This window comes from Chryseobacterium sp. ERMR1:04 (assembly GCF_001297705.1).
GTDB lineage: Bacteria > Bacteroidota > Bacteroidia > Flavobacteriales > Weeksellaceae > Chryseobacterium.
This window is the reverse complement of the sequence record NZ_LIRF01000008.1, coordinates 415,908-439,828: the sequence shown is the minus strand read 5'-3', so window position 1 is coordinate 439,828 and position 23,921 is coordinate 415,908. Positions and strand designations below refer to the sequence as shown.

Genomic DNA, 23,921 nt, shown 5'->3' with positions numbered 1-23,921 from the left:
AACTAATTTAAAAAGATTTAATCAAAATTTTGAAGCTCAACAAGCTTGTGATATACACCTCTGTGCGCCATAAGCTCTTGGTGGCTTCCTTGTTCTACGATGTCGCCTTTTTCCATCACTACAATCCAGTCAGCTTTTTGAATCGTTGAAAGTCTGTGGGCAATGATTAATGAGGTTCTGTTGGCCATCATTTTTTCAAGAGCATCCTGAACAAATTTTTCAGATTCAGTATCCAAAGCTGAAGTCGCTTCATCAAGAATCATAATAGGAGGGTTTTTAAGAACCGCTCTTGCGATAGAAACTCTTTGTTTCTGACCTCCGGAAAGTTTACCTCCATCATCTCCGATATTGGTATCATACCCGTTGGGTAACTGTGTAATGAAAATATCTGCATTGGCAACTTTAGCAGCTGCAATTACTTCTTCTTTAGTAGCGTCAGGCTTACCCATTAAAATATTATTGTAAACCGAATCGTTGAATAATACAGATTCCTGGGTTACCATTCCCAATAGCTTTCTATATTCATTTAATTTTAAATGTTTGATGCTAACACCATCAATTAAAATTTCACCTTCAGAAACATCATAGAATCTTGCCAAAAGATTGGCGATGGTTGTTTTTCCACTTCCACTTTGTCCAACCAACGCAACCGTTTTTCCTTTCGGAATGGTTAAGTTGAAGTTTTTAAGGATTAAATTATCTTTATCGTAATAGAATCCAATGTCCTTAAATTCAATATTATTTTGAAGAGTAGTAATTGAAACAGGTTCTGATACTTCTTCGATCTTCACGTCTGCATCCAGAATTTCCAATACTCTTTTTAGAGAAGCTTCTCCTTTCTGAACATTAGAAATAGAAGTAGACAAACTTTTTGCAGGAGGTAAGATTTGGAAGAATATTCCCAAGAAAACTAGGAAATCTGCCGGTGAAATACTTTGCTCAATAATAATTTGTTTTCCTCCGTACCATGCAATGATCAGGAAAGTAATTGATCCTAGAAATTCACTCATTGGCGATGCCAATTCTTTCTTTCTTCCCAAGCTTATCGAGCTGGAAATCCATTTATTCATAGATTGCATGAATCTATTGTCCATTATCTTTTCAGCATTAAAGATCTTGATCACTTTTGATGATTTCAGTGTTTCATCAACAATAGAAAAGATAGTTCCCATTTCGTGCTGCGCTTCATGAGAGTCTTTTTTAAGACTTTTTCCAATCAAAGCAATCATGGTTCCCATTACAGGTAAAACCAATAAAGAGAAAAGGGTCATTTGTGGACTTAAGAAGTACAAGGTCACTAAAGTACTTATCAACATAAATGGAGCGTTGATTAACTCAATCAAACTTCCCAAAATGTTTCCTTCAACTTCCCCAACATCATTAGACATACGAGACATCATATCTCCTTTTCTACTTTCGGTAAAAAAAGAAACGGGTAAAGAAAGTATTTTGCGGTACATAGCACCACGAAGATCTTTGGTAACCCCCACACGATAATTAATTAACAAAAAAGATCCGAAATAACGGAAAGCATTTCTCAAAAGAAACATAAAAGCCGTAATAATACACAGCCAAGCCAGAACTTTTAGAGTACCGTATTCTACGACTAAACTCTGAACATAATAGTTAGAGTATTCTTTTAAGTAAGAAAAGAAATCACCAATACTTCCGGAATAAACAGGAGCTGTTTCGTATTTCTCAGGCTTTATAGTGCCAAAAAGCATTCCCAAGACAGGTAAAATAGTTCCTAAAGAAGCTATTTGAAATACAGAATACATGATGTTGAAGAATAAACTTCCGTAGATATATTTCTGATGCGGTTTCGCGAATTTTAGTATTTTTTTATATTCGTTCATTCAATGAAAAATTGGATAGCAAAATTAATTAAAATATAGTGATAAGACGTTCTAAATCCTATTTTACTTTAACTAATATGTCCTAATACTCTCTTTTTTGTTACAAGGTATTTCTGATATGGTGCTGGTTGTGAAAAAAAGAGTGCTACTTTTATAAGGTAACACTCTTTTTATTTTAATTAAAATTTCACGGTATCATTATACTTTGGAGCAAAGTTCTTAGGACTTAATTTATCCAATGTCTTTCCAAAATTATTAATGATCTGGGTCATATTATCGAAATCAACAATGCTTACATCATCGGTCACTTGGTGGTAATGCTTGATTTTAGTCATATCAGCAGTTGAAATTGAATGAGCGATAATTTTCTTTTTAACAAAGTTTACATTGTCTGATCTGTAAAATAATTGTTCTGCAGCATAAGGATCAGCATTGATTTTTAATCCGTTTACTGCGTTTTTATTAAAAAGTTCATCCAAATCCGAAAACCCATCGCCAGTCATAAAAACAGCGTTTTTTCCGAATTGAGATTCTGTAGCCACCATTTCAAAATTGAAAAGCGCATATAAGTTATTGTAAATTTTATCTAAATTTTTATCATCTGCAATGGCGGTAGAGCCCAACATTCCTTTTTCCTCCCCATTAAATGCCATGAAAACCATTGAAAATTCAGGTTTTTTAGTTTTGAAATAATCTGAAATTCCTACTAAAGTGGTAATGCCACTTGCATCATCATCAGCTCCATTGTAAATATTATCGCCACTTTTATTATTGTCTATTCCGATGTGATCGAAATGTCCTGAGAAACCTAAGTATTTATCGGTTTTTCCTTTTTTAGCACCACACACATTATAAACCTTTTTTCCTTTGTAATCAAACGGAACGAGGTAAGAATTTCCTGTACAGAATTCTAAATTATTTTCTTTAAAAAGCTTAGCGATATAATTTGCCGCATTTTCATTTTCAGGGGTTCCGATTTCGCGGCCTTTCATTTCGTCTGATGCCAACGTTGCAAGAACAGTTTTGATTCTTTCGGTTGAAACTTCCTGTGCTAATGTAAATACTGAGAAAAGAGAGAGCGTAAGAAAGGTGAGTTTTTTCATGAGTAGATAAATTTTAATAATAGGTCGCAATTTAAAGGAAAATGTTGCACAAATGATATATAAAAGAAAAAAACAGCTCCTAAAAGAAGCTGTTCTTACTCAAAAAATCGTTGTTTAGGTTATCGAAGTCTGTCCACAGATTTCACGAGCCTCTCATCTTTGCGGATGTATATGTTTGCAATAAGCAGACAGATAATCGCGATCAATGGAAAAATCGGCTCAACACCCTTCTCAGGAAATTGAATTCCTCCGGGTGAGTTTAGTAACCAGTACGCCAATACACCAATCAACAAAACGTTTATAATGATGCTGATGTTATTCAGCAAAATTTGTCTTTTTCTGTTTTTAAAGCTGAATACACTTAGTAATCCAACCAAAACAAGTGCTACACTACCAATATTTACAACAGATATAGTGCCAAAAATGACAACATCCTGTCCTGTAATGAACAGAAACACAGCAGCTAAAACTGCCAGAAAAACCCATATAGTCTGTATTCTTTGTAGCATTGAATATTTAATTCTAGGCAAAAGTAGTATAAATTTTGCACAATTCAAAAATAAGTGTAGATTTGCATTATACAATGTACTTGAAAACAATAGTCACCGGACTTACTTTTCTTACTCACAATTAATTACATTTTTACATTAAATATGTTTAACATAGAAACGTTAAGGTCAAAATCCGTAACGGAACTGACTAAAATCTTAAAGGATTTGGGCGTTAAAGTTGCAAGAAACAGCAATGAGAATGATAAAATCTTTGCAGTTCTTGATTTTCAGGCTTCTAACCCTAAAGTTGCAAAAGATTATTTCAACGCCACAGAAAGCAGTATGAATACTGAAGAAAATCCACCAGAGAAAGAAGCGAAAGCTCCTGTAAAAAAGGCTGCTCCGAAAAGGACGCCAAAACCAAAGCCTGAGGCAAAAGCTCCGGTAGAAACAAAACCAAAAGAAGAAGAAAAAGCGGTTGAAAAAGAAATTGTTTCCGAAGAAGTAAAGCCACAAGCTCCTAAAGCTGAAACTGAAGAAGATGCAGCAGCAAAGGCTGAAGCCGCAAGGAAAAAAAGAAAAAGGCTTCCTACAAATACAAGCAATGTAGAAAATCCTGTTCAGGAACAAACGGAAGCTCCTAAAAACACACCACCTCAAGAATCTGCTCCAGCAGCAGAGAAGCCTAGCAACCCTCGACAACAACCGCAGGCTAGACCTCAAAAAGGACAGAACCATCCACAAAACAGTGGAAACCAACATAAAAATCAAAACCCGAATCAAGGTCAGAGCTCTAATCAAAATCCTAATCAGGGACAGGCTCAAAATCCTAACCAAGGGCAGAACCCGAATCAAAACCCAAACCAGCATTCGAATCAGAATCAGAACCCTAATCAAAATCAAAATAGGAATTCTGACAGAAACGAAGATCATCAAGAACACCATAGAAAAGAGTTCAATTTTGATGGAATGGTAAGTATTGAAGGGGTTTTAGAAATATTACCGGATAACTACGGATTTTTACGTTCTTCAGATTTTAGCTATATTTCTTCTCCGGATGATGTATATGTTTCTACTGCACAGATCAGAAATTTCGGGTTGAAAACGGGTGATACAGTAAGAGGTATTGTAAGACTTCCAAAAGAAGGAGAAAAATACTTTTCTTTATTAAAACCAACTGAAGTTAACGGACGTGATCTTGCATTCATTAAAGATCGTGTGGCGTTTGAATATTTAACACCGCTTTTCCCTGAAGAGAAATTTAACCTGGCAGGAGATAATTCAACGCTTTCTACAAGAATTGTTGATTTATTCGCGCCAATCGGGAAAGGACAGAGAGCAATGATCGTTGCACAGCCGAAAACCGGTAAAACGATGTTGTTGAAAGATATTGCTAATTCTATTGCTTCTAATCATCCTGAAGTATACATGATGGTTCTTTTGATCGACGAACGTCCTGAAGAAGTTACCGATATGGAAAGAAGTGTAAATGCAGAAGTTATTGCATCTACATTTGATGAAGCAGCAGATAAGCATGTAAAAGTGGCCAACCTTGTTTTAGCGAAAGCTCAAAGAATGGTTGAATGCGGACATGATGTTGTGATCTTATTAGACTCAATTACAAGATTAGCAAGAGCTTACAATACGGTAACGCCTGCATCTGGTAAAGTTCTTTCTGGTGGGGTAGATGCGAATGCTCTTCACAAGCCGAAAAGATTCTTCGGAGCGGCAAGAAAAATTGAAGGTGGTGGATCTTTAACGATTATTGCAACAGCACTTATTGATACAGGTTCTAAAATGGATGAAGTTATTTTTGAAGAATTCAAAGGTACCGGAAACATGGAACTTCAATTAGACAGAAAAATTGCTAACAGAAGGATTTATCCTGCTATTGATTTAATTTCTTCAAGTACAAGAAGAGACGATCTATTGCTTGATGAAGTTACTTCTCAGAGAATGTGGATCTTCAGAAAATACCTTTCTGAAATGAATCCTGTAGAAGCAATGGAATTTGTAAATAAAAACATCCGAGGAACTTTAAACAATGAAGAGTTCTTGATGTCTATGAATAAATAATTTAATTTAATATTGTTAAATGAGAAGCACAGGTTTTATATCTGTGCTTTTTGTTTTGATTTTTTCTAAACTTAATTTTTTTAATTAAAAGTATGATAGAATCTACGATATCAATGTTAAAGATTTATTAAAATAATCTCCAATTTTTGATAATCGATCATTTATTGGCTAACTTTGAATTATAACATTAAAAATAAAATTATGTCATTTGAATTACCAAAATTAGGATATGCTTACGATGCATTAGAGCCGACTATTGATGCAAAAACTATGGAGATTCACCATACAAAACATCACCAAGCATATATCGACAACTTAAATAAAGCAATTGAAGGTACTGAACTAGCTGGAAAAACGATCGAAGAGATCTGCCAGACTGGAACTGATAAGCCTGCAGTAAGAAACAATGGTGGAGGTCACTTCAACCACTCTTTATTCTGGGAAGTTTTAACTCCTGGTGGAAGCAATGAGCCTGTAGGAAACGTAAAAGCTGCTATCGAAACTTATGGTGGTCTTGAAAAATTCAAAAATGATTTTTCTGATGCTGCTAAAACAAGATTCGGTTCTGGATGGGCTTGGCTAGTGAAAAATGCTGACGGTTCTGTTTCTGTTTCTTCTACGCCAAACCAAGACAATCCATTAATGCCTGTTGCAGACGTTAAAGGAACTCCAGTTTTAGGTTTAGACGTTTGGGAGCACGCTTATTATTTAAACTACCAAAACAGAAGACCTGACTATGTTTCTGCATTTTTCTCTGTTGTAAACTGGGACAAAGTAGAGGAATTATTCAACAAATAATTTTCAGACATTACTTGTCCTGAAAAAATGATACAGGATTAAACAAATAAAAGCATACAAAAAAACAGTAGAGACTTTCAAGTCTCTACTGTTTTTTTGTATGCTCTAATAGCTTTTAATGATACATTTGTCAATTATTAGAGAGGTTTATTTAGTTAGAAATAAAAGTATAAACCAACAGGTTCTCGTTCCTATTACTATTGAAAATAAATAAATTTATGGATGATAATAAAGACAGTATAAAATTACTTATTGCTAGCGCGTTATTGTTGGTATTTTTAGTTCTATATATTAAGTTTTCCGATACAGCAATACTAAATAAAGATATGCTTAAAAATCTTAAATATACAACTGGAACTATTTTAACAGATAGATTCTATAGTAAATCAACAGGAGATGGGTATGATTATGAATTCTATACACAAAAAGGTATAAAAGAGCCGCACGTTGATGGAAATTTCATTAAGGGCAGAAAATATCTTGTGGTTTATGACTCTGTTAATATTAAAAATGGATTTATGATTTTAGACGATTATGATATAACTGATAGCTTGAGAAAAAAAAATATTAATGAAAAAGAAGGTTGGTCAATAGATAAAATTCCATTTGGGTTTGATAAAAGAAGACTCAATGAAGAAGTAACGGGAAGTATTATTGAGGCGACTAAATAATAACAATATATTTTTCTATTGTTTATTCTTATACCTATAAATAAAAGAATCTATCTTATTATGGATAGATTCTTTTATTATTTAAAACTAGACGAAGCCTACCCATATTCATCTTGACCATTGTACAAATTCTTTCATGTGATATTTTTATTAATGATTATTTAAAATAAACTAGCTCATTTTATTTCTTTAAGTAAATTTTCAGGTTTCATTTCTGATTTTTCCTTATCACTTTTAGAATTGGCTTGTGCTGAACAACTAAAAGGAATAGATGTGATGAATAATAGTAAAATTAGATTTTCTATATTCATAAAGTTACACAAAAAAAGCACCCGAATCGAGTGCTTTATATTTTATGGTTCTTTTTGAAGAATGACAAATGCCGGAAAGTGGTCACTATAGCCTCCTGTAAACTGATCCCCGTTCCAGGATCTGAAAGGATAGCCTTTATAATTTCCTTCTTTATTAACTAAATAAGCCGGAGCATAGATTTCAGCTTTAAAAACAGAATATTCTTTAGTTACCTGATCGGAGATTAGATTCTTAGAAACAATGATCTGATCAAATAAGTTAGGAGCATCCTGATACGCTAAAGAAGCAATCCCTTTTTTGTATAAAGGATACATTAGATTAAGATAAGGAGTTTCTTCTGTTAAGTCTTTTGGACTTGCCTGTGCTTTTAAATGATTTTTTAAACTTGAGCTTACAGGATCATCATTAAAGTCGCCCATAGCAAACAATTTTGTAGTAGGATCGGCTGTTCTTATGCTGTCCATTTGTTGTTTCAGTAAAGCAGCAGCGGCATTTCTTTTTGGTAAAGAAATCGCTTCACCTCCTCTTCTGGAAGGCCAGTGATTCATAAAGAAAGCTACTTTTTCGTTATCAAGGAAACCTGTAACAACTAATATATCTCTAGTGTATTCTCTTTTTCCGTTATCTCCGTAAACTTTCAACTCTTTTTTAAGAGAATTGGTTATGGTAAATCTTCTTTTTTGATAGATCAGGGCTACATCAATTCCTCTGTAGTCATAAGAGTTATAGTGAATGATTCCGTAATCGAATTTTGCTAAAGCCGGTTGCTTAATTAGGTCTTCAATAACCTGTCTGTTTTCAACCTCAATCAAGCCTACAACTGCAGGTGCAGTTTTGGTATATTGTGAACCCAATTCTGAAATTACTTTAGCTTCATTAGCCAATTTAGCATTGTAAATTTTAGTATTATAATTTTTAGGACTTTTCGGAGTAAATTCTTCAGAACCACTTTGGTATCTTACTGCTTTTTTACCTTTCAGAGCGCCGTCACTCCATTGTCCGTCATATTTTTCAGCTTCTAAAAACTTAATAGAGTCTAAAGGAATACTTCTGTGAAAAGCCGGATTTTTTATATCTTTTGTACCGTCTATGTAATCTGCGGAACGTATGGTGTCCCAAAGGTTTTCTACGTTTAAAAAACCTACCGCGGCAACTTTTCTTAATTTGCCTTGCTGTTGTGCGAAAGTTATGACCGAACAAATAACGGCACAAAAACTTAAAAATTTTCTCATTGAATATTAAAATTAATTAATCGACAAATTTACTTTTTTTTAACTCTTTCAGTTTTAAATAATTGTAAATTTATAATAATTTAATGAAGAGCTACATGCTTTTTCCTTAAAAGCTTGCAATGTTAAGAAAAAATAATGTTAAAAAAGTTTTAAATTATAAAATTTGATTAAATTTGTGCCCCCAAGTTTTAACTTGTTGATAACTAAGGTGAAAAGTGTTTAAAAAAATAATATACTATGATTAAAAAACTATCATTAGTCTCTTTATTTACTTTACTTCCTGCTTCGTTCTATTTTGCGCAAACTACAGTATTTGCGTATCTTAAGGATGCTGACGGAAAGGCTATTGAAAAGGCCGGAGTGAATTTAAAAGGGAATGAAAATGATGTAACGGCCGATAAAATTGGATATTTCCAGTTTGTTGATTTACAGCCGGGGCATTACCAAATTGTGATTGCAAAATCGAATTACGAAACAAAAGTAATGGAGTTTGATGTAGTCAGTGACGAGAAAAGAAAAGATCTAGGGGCTATTACGCTGTATTCTGCTCTTACGAATGCAGATCAGGGATTAGCAATTATCGACAGTGGTAGTGGTGGTGATGAAGGTGGTGGTAACAGCCAATCTTCTACCGTAGGTTTGCTACAGTCTTCTCAGGATGTATTCAGTAGAGTTGCAGCATTTGATTTAGGATTTTATTGGTTCCGTCCTAGAGGAATTGATGGTAGGTCAGCAGAATCAATGTTGAATGGTGTTTCTATGGTTGAATCTGATAATGGTAATGTCGATTTTGGAAATTGGGGTGGTCTTAATGAAATCACGAGATACCCGGAAATTTCTCAAAATCATTCGCCATCAGAATATGCATTTGGTGGAAACAGTTCCGTTATTTATAAAAATACAAAAGCAAGCGATTATAGAAAAGGAAGTCAGTTGACGTATTCATTGACGAACAGAAACTATACCAACAGATTATCTTACAGATATTCTTCAGGAATGAGTAAGAAAGGTTGGGCTTTTACAGGGATGATCGCCAGAAGGTGGGCTCAGGAAGGTATACAAGAAGGAACTTTCTATGATGCATACAGCGGTTATCTTGGGGTTGAAAAGAAATTCAGTGACAACCATTCCATGACATTTAATGCCATTGGTTCTAAATATACTAGAAGTACTTCTAGTCCAAATACTCAGGAGGTTTATGATTTCAGAGGAATTCATTACAACTCATATTGGGGATGGCAAGGTGGAGAGAAAAGAAGCGAGAGGGTAAGAAGAGGCTTCCAGCCATTGTTCCAATTACAGGATTTCTGGAAGATCAATAAGAAGTCTCAATTATGGACATCCGTTTCTTATCAGTTCGGAAAAGACTATAGCTCAAGATTGGATTGGTACAGAGCGAATAACCCTTCACCAACGTACTACCGTAATTTACCAAGCTATTGGTTGAATTATAAAAATCCTGCTCCTGCACAAGCTGAGAATATTGGAATTACTACGGATTGGTGGACTAATAACGATGAATCACGTACGCAAATCAACTGGGATAATCTTTATAATGCCAACAGAAACGGTGATCTTTATATGTCGCAGTTTGGCGGTAGGAGAGCAGCTTATTACCTAGTAGATGATGTGAAAGATGATAAAACATTTAATGTATCAACCCACTATACTTATAACTTTAATGATACTTCTCGTTTCATTTTAAATGCATCTTATCAAAATTATAAATCTGAGCAGTACAGAGAGGTGAACGATTTATTAGGGGCTGATTTCGCTCTGAATATGGATCCGTTTGCATCCAATACTGATGCAGGAAGTGTTTGGGGTAAATACAATACAAAAGAAGATGATGCTTCTGTTGCAAAAAGAGAAGGAGATAAGATCGGGTATGATTATATTTTTAGAAGACAGGAAATAAAAATAAATCCGGCAGTAAAATTCTCAACAGGTAAATTTGATGTTTTTGTTTCTGGATTATTCGGGTATACTACCAACAGTAGAGAAGGTTTATTTCAGCATTACCTATATCAGTCATCTTACGGAAAAGGAGAGACTAAAAACTTTTGGAATGTTGGTGTTAAAGGTCAGATTACTTATAGAATCAACGGTAGAAACTTCCTTGTTTATAATGGAGCATACTACTCACAGTCTCCATTCTTAAATGATATTTATTTTAATACAAGAGTAAGTGGTGTTGTAACTCCAAATATCAAGAACGTTGTTATTGATGCTAATGATTTGAGCTATGTAATATCTACTCCTATTGTTAAAGTGAGATTAACCGGTTACCTTGTTAATACTCAGAATGAAACAAGTGTACAGAGATATTTTGCACAGGGTGTTAAGCTTACTACCTTGAGTGAAAATGGTGATCAGACTCCAGTTCAGGACGGTGCATTTATTACTCAGGTACTTGCGGGTGCTAACAAGAGAAATATGGGAATTGAGCTGGGTGCACAGGTGAAAATTACGCCTACTTTAACGGCTAATGGATTATTGAGTGTAGGACAATATACTTATACCAATAACCCTACTGTTTATTTTGCATCTGACGCAGTTGGAACATTTAGAGAGCTTGATGGTAATGGTAATTTAGTTTCGAGATCATATACTAATATGGGAGAGGCTACATTAAAAAATTACAGACAGGGAGGAACACCTCAAGAGGCATATAACTTAGGTCTTAGGTATAGCAGCCCTAAATACTGGTGGGTTGGTGCAAGCTGGAACTACTTCGGACACTCATTCTTAGATCCGTCTCCGGTAACAAGAACAGAAAGGTTTTATTCCAATCCAAATACCCCGGGAGTACCTTATGACAACGTAACTCCTGAAGAATTGGCAAGAGTTCTTACGCCTACTAAATTGCCTAGCTCATTCTTCTTGAATGCTAACGCAGGTAAATCATGGATGATCGGTAAGTATTATGTATTGGTATCTGCATCTATTAATAACATCCTTAATAATAAAAATTATATTACAGGAGGGTTTGAACAGACCAGAAACGTAAACTATAATGACTATACAAGTGATTATGATAGCGGAAATATGGTATTTGCTCCTAAATACTGGTACTCTCAGGGAAGATCTTATTTTGTTAATCTTCAATTTAGATTCTAATAAATAAATTTAAAAAATCGAAAACAATGAAAAATATATATTTTAAAGCGGCTATATTTAGTGCCCTTTCAATGTTGACGTTATCGTCTTGTGTAAAGTCCGATGATTACGAAGTTCCGGAAATTAAGTGTACTAACAAATTTGCGGCAGCTAATCATAAATTAACAGATCTTGCAACCATTGCAAAGCCTAAACCGGGTGCAACTGATATTATTACTGAAGATTATATCGTTGAAGCCTATGTTGGTTCAAATGATGAATCTGGAAATATTTACAAAATGATGTTCCTTCAGGATAAGCCGGAAAACCCAACGCAAGGGATAGAGGTGGACATTGACGGAGGAAACCAGTATTTGGATTTCCCTACAGGAGCTATGGTTAGAATTAACTTAAAGGGACTTATTGTTCAGGCTTCTAATGGAAATATCAAAATTGGTTCTTACGATCCAAGCTACTCAGTTGGAAGAATTAACCCAAATAAACTTTCGAACTATATGGCGAGAGTTTGTGACGGACAAAAGCCGGTTGTAGCTGCAATGATACCTTTGGAATTTAATTCTATCGCTGAGGCTCTTAAAAATGGCGCACACATCAACCAATTGATCAAAATTAAGAATGTTCAGTTCGAAGATGCAGAATTAACAAAGAATTTTGGTGATGATACAGCAACAGGAGATCGTTATATTACAGATAAAAAAGCGGCGAGATTAGATCTTCGTTTCAGTAATTTCGCAACGTTTGCTAAATCACCAATCTCTCCAAATTACGCAAAAAGTGGGGATATCGTTCTATGCTTAAGTCGTTATACTAGCCCAACTAATCCTACAGCTACAGTTTTCACAGAGCAAGCATATATCAGAAGTCTGAATGATATGGTCTTTACCAACGCAAGATTCTCTCCTGGAGCACCAGAAAACCCTTCTGCTTCTGCTGTGAATCTTTTCCCGAGTTCTGATTTTGAAAACTGGACGAACTTTATAGCCAATATAGATGCTACCTTTGGAATTAAGCCTTATGCTACTCAAGGTATTGGTTTGGGATATAACGGTACAAATTCACTTCAGATTAAAGGTACAGTACCACCATCAAATGATTATGTGTTTACGGCTTATGCTGCTACAGGATTACCAGCTGCTCCGAAGAGAATTACAATGTATATCAAAGGTACAGCAACAGGAAAATCGCTTTCTTTTAACGTATATAAAACTACAGGTACCCCTGGTACAGCTTTTTATACATATAACTTAGGAACATTTACAACTGGTGCTATCTTAGATACTGAAAGTGCTAATGCATATTCGGGATCAATCAATACAAACGGACAATGGAGATTGATCGAGCTGAATGTTACGGGTCTAACAGATCTTAATTTAACAGCCGGAAAAAACATGTTTGCTATCAAAACAGGTAGTGGAGGAGTTTACGATCTTCAGATTGATAACATCAAAATTGAGTAATATCAAGATAGTTTAGAATAGGAGTATTCTTATCATCAATAAAAGAATCCGTCTCAGCATTGAGGCGGATTTTTGTTTTCAGGCTATGAATGAGAAATAAAAGGTCTTACTTTAAATTCTCCACAGGCAGTAATTTTATTAGAACGATATATGTTCATTCAAAATTTTGTCACAATAATTATTAAATAGAAATACTTCTGATCTTTGTTCATTTAATAGGTTTTCATAGAAACTGTCGCCTTTTACTGTCCATTCTCTGAAGCTAATAATATCACCATCTTGAATATCTAAATCTTCCCAAGAATTTATCTTGACCAAATTTGTTTCCCAATATTTAGATACTCTGGAATCTATTATTTGGAATAATTGTGCTGGAAATGAAAGAGGATAAGAATTAGATTCATCTCCAAGTATATAATAAAATAGGGCGTTTAAATATTTACCAATAGCGAAAACTGTATATTCTTTATTGACTGTGATTTCTAATTCTGAATGTATTGCCCATTCTGCTAATAATTTATTATCACTCAAAATTTGTTTGCTAATACATTTTACTTTCATATTTATTTGAATTCAAAGTCTAACAAAAAACCATTGCTTTTTGCAATGGTTGTATAATTTTAAATTTTTTCGCTTTTAAAAAGAAACTTCATTCACTTCTTTTCCGCGTTGGAAATTCATTACTTTCTGACTTCCCTTATAAGCGATACTCACAATGTTAATCTGCTTCGGAAAAGCACTTAAAAGGATCGTATTTTTAATCTTCATGGTACTGATATCTGACACTCCGCTGGTCTCAAAATATACCCAAACTGTTTCTCCGCTTACCTGACTTCCTGTGAAAGTAATTGTTTTTGGAGAATCATTAACATACACGTCGAAGTTATTATTTACATATTTCTTTACTTCTGCTTCAAACCCTGCTGTGTTAGGATTTATTTTTATAGCATCCGAAATATGGGCTGTATTCATCTTTGTAGTAAACTTCAACGTCTTGCTTCCATCAATATAATCAACTTTAGTCATTGAAGAGAAAAAGTCTACACTCATGAAACTCGTTAACACAAAAAATGTTAATATTCCTGATATATATAAAAGTTTTTTCATTCTAATTAATAGATTTACAATCATAGTTGTTGTTTATAAAGTCACAAATAATATGCCAATTAAAAATTTACGTTCACAGAATATTTATCATAAAACGCTTTAATGTGCGCAACCGCTTCATCAGCCGTGTCTACCACTCTGTAAAGATCTAAATCGTCTTCTGCAATCATTTTTTCTTTTAATAAAGTTGCTTTAAACCAATCTAGCAATCCTCCCCAAAATTCAGATCCTACCAAAACAATAGGGAATTTTCCTATTTTATTGGTTTGGATGAGCGTCATTGCTTCGGTAAGTTCATCAAGTGTTCCAAATCCGCCCGGCATTACAATAAACCCTTGAGAATATTTTACAAACATTACTTTTCTTACGAAGAAGTAATCAAAATTCATAGAATAGGATTTGTTGATATAAGGATTAAAATGCTGTTCAAAAGGCAAATCAATATTTAAACCTATTGAGGTTCCTTTAGCATTAAAAGCTCCTTTATTTCCGGCTTCCATAATTCCAGGTCCACCTCCGGTAATAATTCCGAAACCAAGTTTCGTTATTTTTTCGGCAATCTCAACTGCCATATCGTAATATTTAGTATCTGGTTTTAGCCTGGCAGAACCAAAAATAGAAACACAAGGTCCTATTTTAGCCAACTTTTCATAACCATCTACAAATTCAGCCATTACCTTGAAAACCATCCAGCTGTCTTTGGTAATGATTTCGTCCCAGGTTTTTTGTTTTAAACTGTTATGTAGTTTTGTTTCGTTGCTATCAAGTGCCGGGTTTACCAAACTTTCATCTCTCGTTCCATCAAGTTCCATCATGACAATTATTTAAAATATTTTTCGGCTTCTATTACAGATTCTGGTCTTCCAACATCTATCAAAACGCTATCGTGCACAAAACCATGAATGTGCTCAGTTTGCATGATGTCCAGATATTCTTCCATAATAGAAAATTTGCCTGTTCTTTTTATTTTGTTAAAAATGATAGGGTTGATACAATGAACACCGCTAAAAGCCAAAGCCTTGAATCCTTTGTTAAATTCTGCAAGTCTTTGTTCGCCGGTTTGTACATTAAGCCATCCTCTTAAAACCAATTCATCGTTGAAAAGTAATTTTCTTGAACTTTCCCTATCCGAAACGGCTAAAGTAGCGAAATCTTTTATCTTTTTATGATAGTTTACAAGATCAGTAATATTTATCTCTGTTAAAATATCTGCATTCATGATTAAAAAATCTTCCCCATGATCAAGGAATCTTCTAGCAAAAATCAAACCACCACCAGTTTCCAGCAGTTCGTTGGCTTCATCTGAAATCTCAATGTTGCAATTGAAGTTGTTGTTTTTCTTCAAAAACTCAACGATCTGATCTCCAAAATGATGGATGTTGATCACGAAATCAGTGATTCCGAAACTCTTGAGGTAGTTTATATTTCTTTCTAAAAGAGGGATGCCATTCACCTTAGCCAAAGCCTTGGGATGATGATCTGTAAAAGGTTTCAGACGGGTACCTTTTCCTGCTGCAAAAATTAGAGCCTTCATATAATATGGGTAATGAGTAATTGGTAATATGTAATGATGAAGTATAAATAATAATTAATATAATTTAACGAAGTTAAAAATATTACTCATTACCAATTACTTATCACTCATGTTAAGTTGGTGTTGTTCATCATGATGAAGGGTTACATTGGTTCCTTCAGGATATTTTTCTTTGATGAATTCTGCAATTTTTATCGCAGCGTATACAGATCGGTGCTGTCCACCTGTACATCCGAAATTGATTTGTAGATTTTCAAAACCTCTTGCCAAATAGTTATCGATGTTGATAGAAACGATGTTTTTTATGAGCTCTAAAAATTGAGGTATTTCGGTTTTTGTTTCAAGATATTCCTGAACGCCGATATCGTTTCCTGTTTGAATTTTATATTCCTCAACTCTTCCTGGGTTTAAAATTCCTCTACAGTCGAAAGCAAAACCACCTCCGTTTCCTGATTCGTCTTTAGGAATTCCTCCCTTTTTGTATGAAAAACTGTGGATGTCTATGTGTAGCATATTATTTTATATTTAATTATTGTGGCTTTTAATTTGAACCATTCAGCTCATTGTTTATTTTTATTTCTTCAATCACTTTTGTCATTCCGGAGGAATCTAAGCTTAGTTTTTTGTTTAAAAAGATCCTTCGACTTCGCTCAGGATGAAATCGTTAATACTAACCGCTTAATGAGGTGTGACTCAATTTATGTAAGTCAGATTTTGTTGAAGACTTTATGTTTTTAAAATTTCTTCAATTTTTAACCTCGTTTTCTCCGAGCTTAACTGTTGTATCACTTTTTCAAGTTCCGGATAGTCTTTCATATCTTCCCAGGATTGAGCAAATTGGGTGATGTTTTCTATTCCTTTTTCTATACTTGCAATGAAGTGTTGTTTTCTCTGAATCAATCCTCTAAAACCATACGCTCCCAAAACCTGTAAGAATCTCATCAATTGAATTGGTTTAACCGATTTTTTTAGTTGAACTTGAATTTCTTCATTTTCAAATTGTTGAGTATAGAATTCCAGCATCTCATTTTTAAAATCTTCAGAAAAATTAGCTTTCGCCTGAAACAGAAAAGAAATAACATCATACATTAAAGGTCCCTTCATTGCAGACTGATAATCGATAAATGAAACGGTATTGTTTTCATTTACCATGATGTTTCTTGCCTGAAAATCGCGAATCATTAATCCTTTCGGTTCAAGATTTTCGATGAGGTGGACGATCTTTTTAAATTCTTTCAGCAGAGTAGATTTATGATATTCCAGCTCAAGAACATCTGCCACAAAGTTTTTAAAATAATATAAATCGTGAATGACGGGAAGCTCATCATAACTTTCATATTCAAAAGTTTGATGATAATCTATTTTTCCTTTGGTCTGTATTTGAAGTTGAAAAAGCTTTTCTAATGTTTGCTTTACCAATGATCTTATATTTTCGGATAGACCTTCTTTTGAAATCATCTCAGAAAGTGTATTTCCACCTAAAAACTCCTGAATGTATATTTTCCGGTCATCAGAAATGGAGAAAATAGTAGGCGTATTAAGGTTGAGTTGGGAAAATATCTCCGAAAAATAAAAAAAACTTTCATTCTCGGGAATGTTTTCATTGTACGTAATAATGTATTGTTTGTTATCGGATTGGGCCACGAAATTTACCCTCGCAGAACCGCTTTGAGCCAATGTGATGAACTCAGAAGATTTTTTACCGATATAGTTTTCAAAAAATCGTTTTGCGTTTTCGGAAGTCATAATATGGAAACAAATATACTAAATATCAGTTGATTTTTTATCTTTGCGTTATGCTAAAGGATTTTAAACCAGTTTTAAGCATTTTATTGCGTTTCATCATTATCTATTTGGTGTTGCTTTTTGGCTATCAATTTTATCTGAATGAATTTAAAGGAACCGGACTGGATCCTTTTTCGAGGCTCATTGCAGATCAGGTAATGTGGATTCAGAATTTAATAAATTATCCCACCAAACTTTTCGATGATATTCGCGGAGAATCTGTTTGGTTTAATGTGAAAAATTATTATCCAACAAGGATGGTGGAGGGGTGTAATGCTATTTCTGTGATGATTCTTTTTGTATCTTTTGTTTTTGCTTTTTATAAAGGAAAGAAAACATTTGTTTTTGTATTGATTGGTCTTCTTGCTCTTTATATCATGAATGTATTGAGAATTGCAGGGTTGAATATTGTAATGAGAGATTATCAACAATATGGTAAAATGTCACATGATTTTGTTTTTCCGGCAGTTATCTACGGAAGTGTGGTTTTACTTTGGCTTGTTTGGATTAAATTCTTTGCTTTAAAAAATGAAAATTCTTAGTTGGTTTCTGGTTATAGTAGGCGTTGTTGGACTTGTAAGTGTGAGAGCGCTTGAAGATAAGATCTTCTATGACCCTTTTCTCAACTATTTTCATGAAGCCAATAAAAATCTTTCATTTCCTCCTTTTGAATGGGGAAAACTGATTGCAGGGCACCTTTTCAGATTTATTTTAAACTTATTTTTTTCCTGTGTGATCATTCATTTTATATTTAAAAATAAAGAATGGACAATCCAAGGAGCTTTACTAATCACAATAATTTTCGCGATTACGTTTCCGATTTATCTGTATTGTATCTATGATAGATTTGAGATTGGCTACCTGTTTTCTTTTTACATGAGAAGATTTGTGATTCAACCTTTGATCTTGCTTTTGATCGTTCCGATGTTTTATTATAGAAAGCAAATAGGTAAAGAAGTTACATAGACTTTTTAAGCACAAATTTTCGCGGCTATTTTTACACAAATTTTGTCATCAATAGGAACGGGCTTCAGCCCGTTTAAACAAAATAATACCATCAATTGGCTTTAGCCAAAATCTAAGTTTTTTTTATCTAAATTGAAATTATTCCACTGTATGTTTAACTTCTCTTGTCACATTTTCAGCCGTCCATTCCACTCGTTTTACAAATTCTCTTTCACGAACTGGGCAGTCTGTGATCTGACATACAGGACATGAAACGGTTCTGCAGTCATCCATATGAAAATTAAATTCTACGGTACGCTTTGTATTTTTAGCTAAAAGAATAATGACGCTTTCCATTTGTTTATGAGCATCACGAAGGGTGTAATACCAAGGAAGAGTGATGTGTGCGTCAATATGCAGGGAAGCTCCAAATTGCTGGATTTTCATATTGTGAATATCAATCCATTCTGTTTTTCTGTTATTTTCAAGAATATGAACGATTTGATTTAATAAGTCAGGATCTTGTTCATCCATAATTCCACTTAAAGATTTGCGGACAATCTTGTATCCAACAAAAATAATGTAGGCTCCAAAAACTAGGGCTACAGCGGAATCTATCCAATAAATTTTAGTAAAATAAACAATGACTAAACTTATTACCACACCCAATGTTGTAATGGTGTCAGACTGAAGATGTTTTCCGGAAGAAATTAACACTAAAGAATTTTCTCTTTTTCCTTTTTTAATGGAAATGTAGCCTAAATAATAATTTACAATCGCGGTTGCAGCAATAATCCAGATACCCCAATCCAGTTTATTCAATACTTTGCCGGTGATTAAACTGTTGATGCCTTCGTAGATGATCATGATCCCCGCAATGGCGATTAAAGCACCTTCTATTCCCGATGTTACGAATTCTACTTTTCCGTGGCCGTAAGGGTGTCCTTCGTCCTTTGGTTTTGCAGCAAGATGTAAAGAGTAAAGTCCCATAAATGCACTAATGACATTCACGATACTTTCCATAGCGTCAGAAAATACGGCATCGGAATTAGTCAGTTTCCATGCAACGATTTTTCCTATAAATAGAATAATTCCAAAAGCGGCGATCCATTTTTGAAAGCCTATTTTATCTTTATTGATATTCTTCTGAGCGTTCATAAGTTTGATAAAAAAAAGAATCTCAATGTTGAGACTCTTTTTTATTTTGTTAGTTTATACTAAGTTGTTTGCTACAAGGTATTCTGCGATCTGTACTGCGTTGGTTGCAGCGCCTTTTCGCAGATTGTCTGCTACGATCCAGAGGTTGAGCGTTTTTGGCTGGGAGAGGTCTCGCCTGATTCTTCCGACAAACACTTCATCTTTTCCTTCTGAATATAATGGCATTGGATATTCGTTGTTTTTAACGTTATCCATTACAATCACTCCCGGAGTTTCAGCTAAAATCTTTCTTACTTCGTCAAGTTCAAATTCATTTTCGAACTCAATGTTTACGCTTTCAGAATGTCCTCCCTGAACCGGAACTCTTACTGCTGTTGCTGTTAAATTAAATGTATCATCTCCTAAAATTTTCTTAGGCTCTTTCATTAATTTAATTTCTTCTTTCGTATAATCATCATCAGAAAAAACATCACAATGTGGAAGTGCGTTTTTAAAAATCTGATAAGGATATACTTTTTCAACAGAATCGTCTCCGTTTATTTCTCCGTTTAATTGATCTACAGCAGCTTTTCCTGTTCCTGTTACAGATTGGTAGGTAGAAACAATTACTCTTTTTAAATCATATTTTTTGTTTAGCGGACCTAAAACCATCACCAACTGAATTGTAGAACAGTTTGGGTTTGCTATGATCTTATCTTCCTTGGTCAATACATCAGCATTGATCTCGGGAACCACTAATTTTTTATCAGGATCCATTCTCCAAGCTGAAGAATTATCAATCACTGTAATGCCTGCTTCTGCAAATTTTGGAGCAAATTCAAGCGATGTTGAACCACCCGCTGAAAAAAGTGCAATATCAGGTTTGGCAGCTATAGCGTCATTAATGCTTACAATAGTATACTCTTCCTGTTTATACTTCACCTTCTTACCTATAGATCTTTCCGAAGCTACCGGAATTAATTCTGTTATAGGGAAGTTCCTTTCCTCTAATACTCTAAGCATAACTTGTCCAACCATTCCTGTTGAACCGACTACAGCTACTTTCATGTTAATGATTACATTTTTAAAGTTAATATATTAAGCTCCAAAGACTCTTGTCCATGGAAACGCGAATGCAAATAAACCAACTGCAATTAATCCCATAATTACAATTTTCAAAGAAATAGTATCGCTAGATTTTACTTTTCTATTGATGATGGTCAACAAAACTGCTGCGATTAGCATAGAAAATGGATGTTCAACAAATGTTTGTCTGCTATAAGCATCACTCATTAATGTTCCAGATGCCATAGCCGCTTTTAAGCCTGGGGAAACAAATAATAAAAAGATTCCCATTAAAAATTGCACGTGGAAGAAGATCATTGTGAAAAGGGTAGTCTTCTTTAAAAATTTATTTACTTTCCCACTGAAACCAAACATGGTAGCTAGTAAAGCGATAATAAATAATGTTACTAATAGAAGCTCTAAATACCCAAATCCCTTGTGGGCACTCAATAAAATCTTGTAAAAATCCATAATCCTATTTTTTCTTTTTTTCTAATGTACAAATATAACAAAAATCCCGGCGATAAGCCGGGATTGATATTTATAAAATCTAATGTTTTTATATGATTAGAAGTTGAATGATAATGTTGCAGCCCATGTTCTTCCGAATCCGAAATATGCACGGTTACCAGTTGCGATCCCTTTGTACATCATACCAAGTTCGTCATAAGTTTTTTTACCTACGTTGTTTGTTACTCCGTCAGCTAATTTAGTTGGTGTATCATTACCAAATATATTAGTAGAAGCATCAGATATATACGTTGTGTCAATCAAGTTATAGATATTTACTCCTATAGTAAAGTATTGAGACTCATTTTTTAATCTTAATTTATAAGAAGCTCCAACATCAAACAAGTTAAAATCAGGTAATTGTAATACTCCTCTGTCTTGCGCAGACTGGTTAGAGAATGTTGCAATATCAATAGAAGAATATAATTTCCCAACATATCTCCAAGTACCAAAGATGCTAAGATCTTTTACAGGTTTGATGGTTGCTCCTAATGAAGCAGTCATTTGTGGGATACTGTTATTACTTGTTCCTCCTACTTTTACTTTGTCTATGTATAATTCAGATGTATTTGAAGTACCAGATAAAGTAAGTGGATTGTTGTTGTCGTCAAATGCTGTTCCTGTTGCATTCCCTTTGTAGTAGTAATCGCCCCAAGAGAACATACCATTGAATTCTAAGAAGTTAGTTGGTTTGTAAGTTCCGTCGAATTCAATACCTTGATGAATTTCAGTAATACCATTGATCTCTGCATAACCAGTAGTCGTTGTATTATCAGGCAATGTAAACGTCTGGTTAGTTTTTCTCAACCATCTGTCTTTCCACTGCGTTCTGTATAAGTTAACATTCGCACTGAATTTAGCTGATCTGAATCCATACCCAACTTCTGCTGAGAAAATTTTCTCGTTGGTTAAAGACTGATTAATAAGCTGTTGGTTGTTTGGGTAAACTGTATTTAAGAATGGTTGCTTGCTGTAGTAACCAATGTTAGCAAAAACGTTGTGTTGCTCATTGATGTTATAGTTAGCTCCCCCTTTGATATTATATCCAAATAGATTTTTGAAACCTGTTTTAGTGTTTACTGTCTGGCCTTTTAATGTGCTTCCGTCTAATACAAAATTATCAATTCTTTGATATCCTTGGTTAGATACGGATCCTTGTACGAATGCAGATAAATTATTTTTAGTATATTCTACTTGCGCAAATCCACTATACCAAATTACTTCTCCATCATTACTAAATCCTACTTGATCTTGTAATGGAGCTGTTTTTCCTCCAAACGGATTCCACTCAAGTTTTTTATAATCGTATGCGTTACTTACAATATTCGGGGCTATATTTTTGTTATTAGCATCTTTGTATCCTGAAGCTCCATATAGATCTGAAACTACTTGATAATGGTATCCATAGTAATATCTATCGTCAGTTCCTACTGAGAAATTCCAGTTATCATTCACTTTATGTTGGAAATTAGCTAAAATTCCATACCAGTTGTGAGAGTTTACATTTGATCTACGAATTAAAGTACTTCCTGCACCAGCTGTATTTACATTAACTGCTTGGTTAGCGGCAAAAATAGCATCATAATTGAAATGCCCAGAAGTATCAACAAAAGAAGCATCAGTGATTGATTTACCTCCTACTTTTCCTAAATCTCCAGTTCCGCCACCTCTACCATTAGACATGTAAGCTACCGTACTTAATTTGGATTTTTCACTCATTGTCCAATCCCAGTTTAGCATCATTACCGGCTTAGAGTAATAATTAGCTCTGTTAGCTACAGGTACTCTGTTTCCTGAAGAATCTGTGTAGTATCCATAGTCAGAGTTATACTGTCTGTATGGCGACCCGTCGCGATCAGGGTTGTAATTAATGTAATTTTGGACTGTAGGAGCAAAAGTTCTTTGATTATGCCATTGAGGCGCAGATGTTAAAGTAAATTGAAAGTTATGTTTTTTACTTGCTTCAAATCCTAATGCAAAATAGTAAGCATAAGCTTCATAATCTGTGTTCTCAATATAAGTTCCTCCAGCTTGTCTGCTCATCAAAATTGATGAAGACCATCCGTCTTTAGATTTACCGGTATTGTAAGCAAAAGATGTTTTTAAATAATCGTCGTTACCAACACCTAATCTTATTACCCCACCTTTTTTCATGTCTGCTGACTTTGTGATGAAGTTCATCGTACCTCCAACAGAAGCAATAGCCAGTTTAGAAGATCCAAGTCCTCTTTGTACCTGCATGAAACTTGTAACATCAGATAATCCAGTCCAGTTTGAGAAATAAACAGTACCGCCTTCCATATCATTTACAGGCATACCGTTTACCATTACTGCAATGTTTCTAGATTCGAAACCACGCATAACAATTTGAGAGTCTCCGAAACCACCACCACCTTTTGTAGCATATACTGAAGGCGTTGTATTTAACAATTCTACAAGCTCTTGATTTCCTTGTCTTTCAAGGATCTGTGCAGCTTTAATTGTAGAGACAGCTACTGGTGTTTTTCTATCTTTAGCGATATCAGTAACTCCTCTTAGGATTACCTCCTCAATATCTTTAGACCTGGTTGTCTTAACAGTGTCTTTAGTTTCTTGAGCGTAATAAACACTAGCTGTAGATAACGTAATAAATACAGTTAGTATTGATTTGTTGATTAATTTCATAATCGTTAGTAATAGTTAGATTTAATTTTCTGCAAAATTGGCGAAATAAATTTTAACT

21 protein-coding genes are annotated in these 23,921 nt (G+C 34.3%); 7 read left to right on the top strand and 14 right to left on the bottom strand.

Going from position 1 to position 23,921, the window contains the following annotated elements; translation table 11 throughout:
• Nucleotides 1–17 precede the first annotated feature (17 nt).
• The 3 genes from AMQ68_RS19215 to AMQ68_RS19205 all read right to left on the bottom strand — a co-directional run bounded on the left by AMQ68_RS19215 (nt 18) and on the right by AMQ68_RS19205 (nt 3,468).
• Nucleotides 18–1,856 (bottom strand): ABC transporter ATP-binding protein, encoded by a 1,839-nt coding sequence (locus AMQ68_RS19215; protein ID WP_054512218.1) that lies wholly within the window; start codon nt 1,854–1,856, stop codon nt 18–20.
• Between the two features lie 179 nt (nt 1,857–2,035).
• Nucleotides 2,036–2,959, bottom strand: a complete 924-nt coding sequence (locus AMQ68_RS19210) for a M28 family peptidase (protein ID WP_054512217.1) — start codon at nt 2,957–2,959, stop codon at nt 2,036–2,038.
• A gap of 119 nt (nt 2,960–3,078) precedes the next feature.
• Nucleotides 3,079–3,468 (bottom strand): DUF4293 family protein, encoded by a 390-nt coding sequence (locus AMQ68_RS19205; protein ID WP_054512216.1) that lies wholly within the window; start codon nt 3,466–3,468, stop codon nt 3,079–3,081.
• Between the two features lie 144 nt (nt 3,469–3,612).
• Here AMQ68_RS19205 and rho point away from each other — a divergent pair, with 144 nt between their 5' ends.
• The 3 genes from rho (at nt 3,613) to AMQ68_RS19190 (ending at nt 6,995) form a co-directional block, all read left to right on the top strand.
• On the top strand, nt 3,613–5,526 hold the full coding sequence (gene rho / locus AMQ68_RS19200; protein WP_054512215.1) for a transcription termination factor Rho: 1,914 nt from the start codon (nt 3,613–3,615) through the stop codon (nt 5,524–5,526).
• Between the two features lie 201 nt (nt 5,527–5,727).
• Nucleotides 5,728–6,324, top strand: a complete 597-nt coding sequence (locus tag AMQ68_RS19195; protein WP_054512214.1) for a superoxide dismutase — start codon at nt 5,728–5,730, stop codon at nt 6,322–6,324.
• Nucleotides 6,325–6,542: 218 nt separating this feature from the next.
• Nucleotides 6,543–6,995: a hypothetical protein gene (locus tag AMQ68_RS19190; protein ID WP_054512213.1), complete on the top strand. Its 453-nt coding sequence runs from the start codon at nt 6,543–6,545 to the stop codon at nt 6,993–6,995.
• 353 nt (nt 6,996–7,348) lie between these two features.
• Here AMQ68_RS19190 and AMQ68_RS19185 read toward each other — a convergent pair whose 3' ends face one another.
• Nucleotides 7,349–8,539 (bottom strand): endonuclease, encoded by a 1,191-nt coding sequence (locus AMQ68_RS19185; protein WP_054512212.1) that lies wholly within the window; start codon nt 8,537–8,539, stop codon nt 7,349–7,351.
• A 237-nt stretch (nt 8,540–8,776) separates the two neighbouring features.
• Here AMQ68_RS19185 and AMQ68_RS19180 point away from each other — a divergent pair, with 237 nt between their 5' ends.
• Both AMQ68_RS19180 and AMQ68_RS19175 read left to right on the top strand, forming a co-directional pair.
• Nucleotides 8,777–11,659, top strand: a complete 2,883-nt coding sequence (locus AMQ68_RS19180) for a carboxypeptidase-like regulatory domain-containing protein (protein ID WP_054512211.1) — start codon at nt 8,777–8,779, stop codon at nt 11,657–11,659.
• Nucleotides 11,660–11,685: 26 nt separating this feature from the next.
• A complete protein-coding gene (locus AMQ68_RS19175; protein ID WP_054512210.1) occupies nt 11,686–13,116 on the top strand; it encodes a DUF5689 domain-containing protein in 1,431 nt (476 codons plus the stop codon).
• 138 nt (nt 13,117–13,254) lie between these two features.
• Here the strand turns inward: AMQ68_RS19175 and AMQ68_RS19170 are convergent, their stop codons facing one another.
• The 6 genes from AMQ68_RS19170 to AMQ68_RS19145 all read right to left on the bottom strand — a co-directional run bounded on the left by AMQ68_RS19170 (nt 13,255) and on the right by AMQ68_RS19145 (nt 17,503).
• Nucleotides 13,255–13,677 carry a hypothetical protein gene (locus tag AMQ68_RS19170; RefSeq protein WP_054512209.1) on the bottom strand — a complete coding sequence of 141 codons (423 nt, stop codon included), beginning with the start codon at nt 13,675–13,677 and terminating at the stop codon, nt 13,255–13,257.
• Nucleotides 13,678–13,752: 75 nt separating this feature from the next.
• Nucleotides 13,753–14,223: a DUF6702 family protein gene (locus AMQ68_RS19165; RefSeq protein ID WP_241775180.1), complete on the bottom strand. Its 471-nt coding sequence runs from the start codon at nt 14,221–14,223 to the stop codon at nt 13,753–13,755.
• Between the two features lie 59 nt (nt 14,224–14,282).
• Entirely contained in the window at nt 14,283–15,035 is a 753-nt protein-coding gene (locus AMQ68_RS19160; RefSeq protein WP_123905766.1) for a TIGR00730 family Rossman fold protein, read from the bottom strand.
• 8 nt (nt 15,036–15,043) lie between these two features.
• Nucleotides 15,044–15,757, bottom strand: a complete 714-nt coding sequence (locus AMQ68_RS19155; protein ID WP_054512206.1) for a nucleotidyltransferase family protein — start codon at nt 15,755–15,757, stop codon at nt 15,044–15,046.
• Nucleotides 15,758–15,853: 96 nt separating this feature from the next.
• Complete coding sequence (locus AMQ68_RS19150) at nt 15,854–16,270, bottom strand: RNase adapter RapZ (RefSeq protein WP_054512205.1); 417 nt, start codon at nt 16,268–16,270, stop codon at nt 15,854–15,856.
• Nucleotides 16,271–16,483: 213 nt separating this feature from the next.
• The gene (locus AMQ68_RS19145) at nt 16,484–17,503 is read right to left on the bottom strand and encodes an aminoglycoside phosphotransferase family protein (protein ID WP_054512204.1); all 1,020 of its coding nucleotides are present in this window, start codon (nt 17,501–17,503) and stop codon (nt 16,484–16,486) included.
• Nucleotides 17,504–17,553: 50 nt separating this feature from the next.
• On the opposite strand from AMQ68_RS19145, the gene xrtF reads away from it, so the two are divergent.
• Together xrtF and AMQ68_RS19135 are read left to right on the top strand one after the other, a co-directional pair.
• On the top strand, nt 17,554–18,084 hold the full coding sequence (xrtF, locus tag AMQ68_RS19140) for an exosortase family protein XrtF (protein WP_054512203.1): 531 nt from the start codon (nt 17,554–17,556) through the stop codon (nt 18,082–18,084).
• Nucleotides 18,071–18,508: an exosortase F system-associated protein gene (locus AMQ68_RS19135; protein WP_054512202.1), complete on the top strand. Its 438-nt coding sequence runs from the start codon at nt 18,071–18,073 to the stop codon at nt 18,506–18,508. The genes xrtF and AMQ68_RS19135 overlap by 14 nt, the downstream gene beginning before the upstream one ends.
• Before the next feature lie 138 nt (nt 18,509–18,646).
• On the opposite strand, the gene AMQ68_RS19130 is transcribed toward AMQ68_RS19135, so the two are convergent.
• The 4 genes from AMQ68_RS19130 to AMQ68_RS19115 all read right to left on the bottom strand — a co-directional run bounded on the left by AMQ68_RS19130 (nt 18,647) and on the right by AMQ68_RS19115 (nt 23,863).
• Complete coding sequence (locus AMQ68_RS19130) at nt 18,647–19,645, bottom strand: cation diffusion facilitator family transporter (protein ID WP_054512201.1); 999 nt, start codon at nt 19,643–19,645, stop codon at nt 18,647–18,649.
• Between the two features lie 54 nt (nt 19,646–19,699).
• Nucleotides 19,700–20,692, bottom strand: coding sequence for an aspartate-semialdehyde dehydrogenase (locus tag AMQ68_RS19125; RefSeq protein ID WP_054512200.1), 993 nt, complete (start codon nt 20,690–20,692; stop codon nt 19,700–19,702).
• Between the two features lie 30 nt (nt 20,693–20,722).
• On the bottom strand, nt 20,723–21,160 hold the full coding sequence (locus AMQ68_RS19120; RefSeq protein ID WP_054512199.1) for a hypothetical protein: 438 nt from the start codon (nt 21,158–21,160) through the stop codon (nt 20,723–20,725).
• Between the two features lie 96 nt (nt 21,161–21,256).
• Nucleotides 21,257–23,863 carry a TonB-dependent receptor gene (locus AMQ68_RS19115; protein WP_054512198.1) on the bottom strand — a complete coding sequence of 869 codons (2,607 nt, stop codon included), beginning with the start codon at nt 23,861–23,863 and terminating at the stop codon, nt 21,257–21,259.
• Between the last annotated feature and the right edge of the window lie 58 nt (nt 23,864–23,921).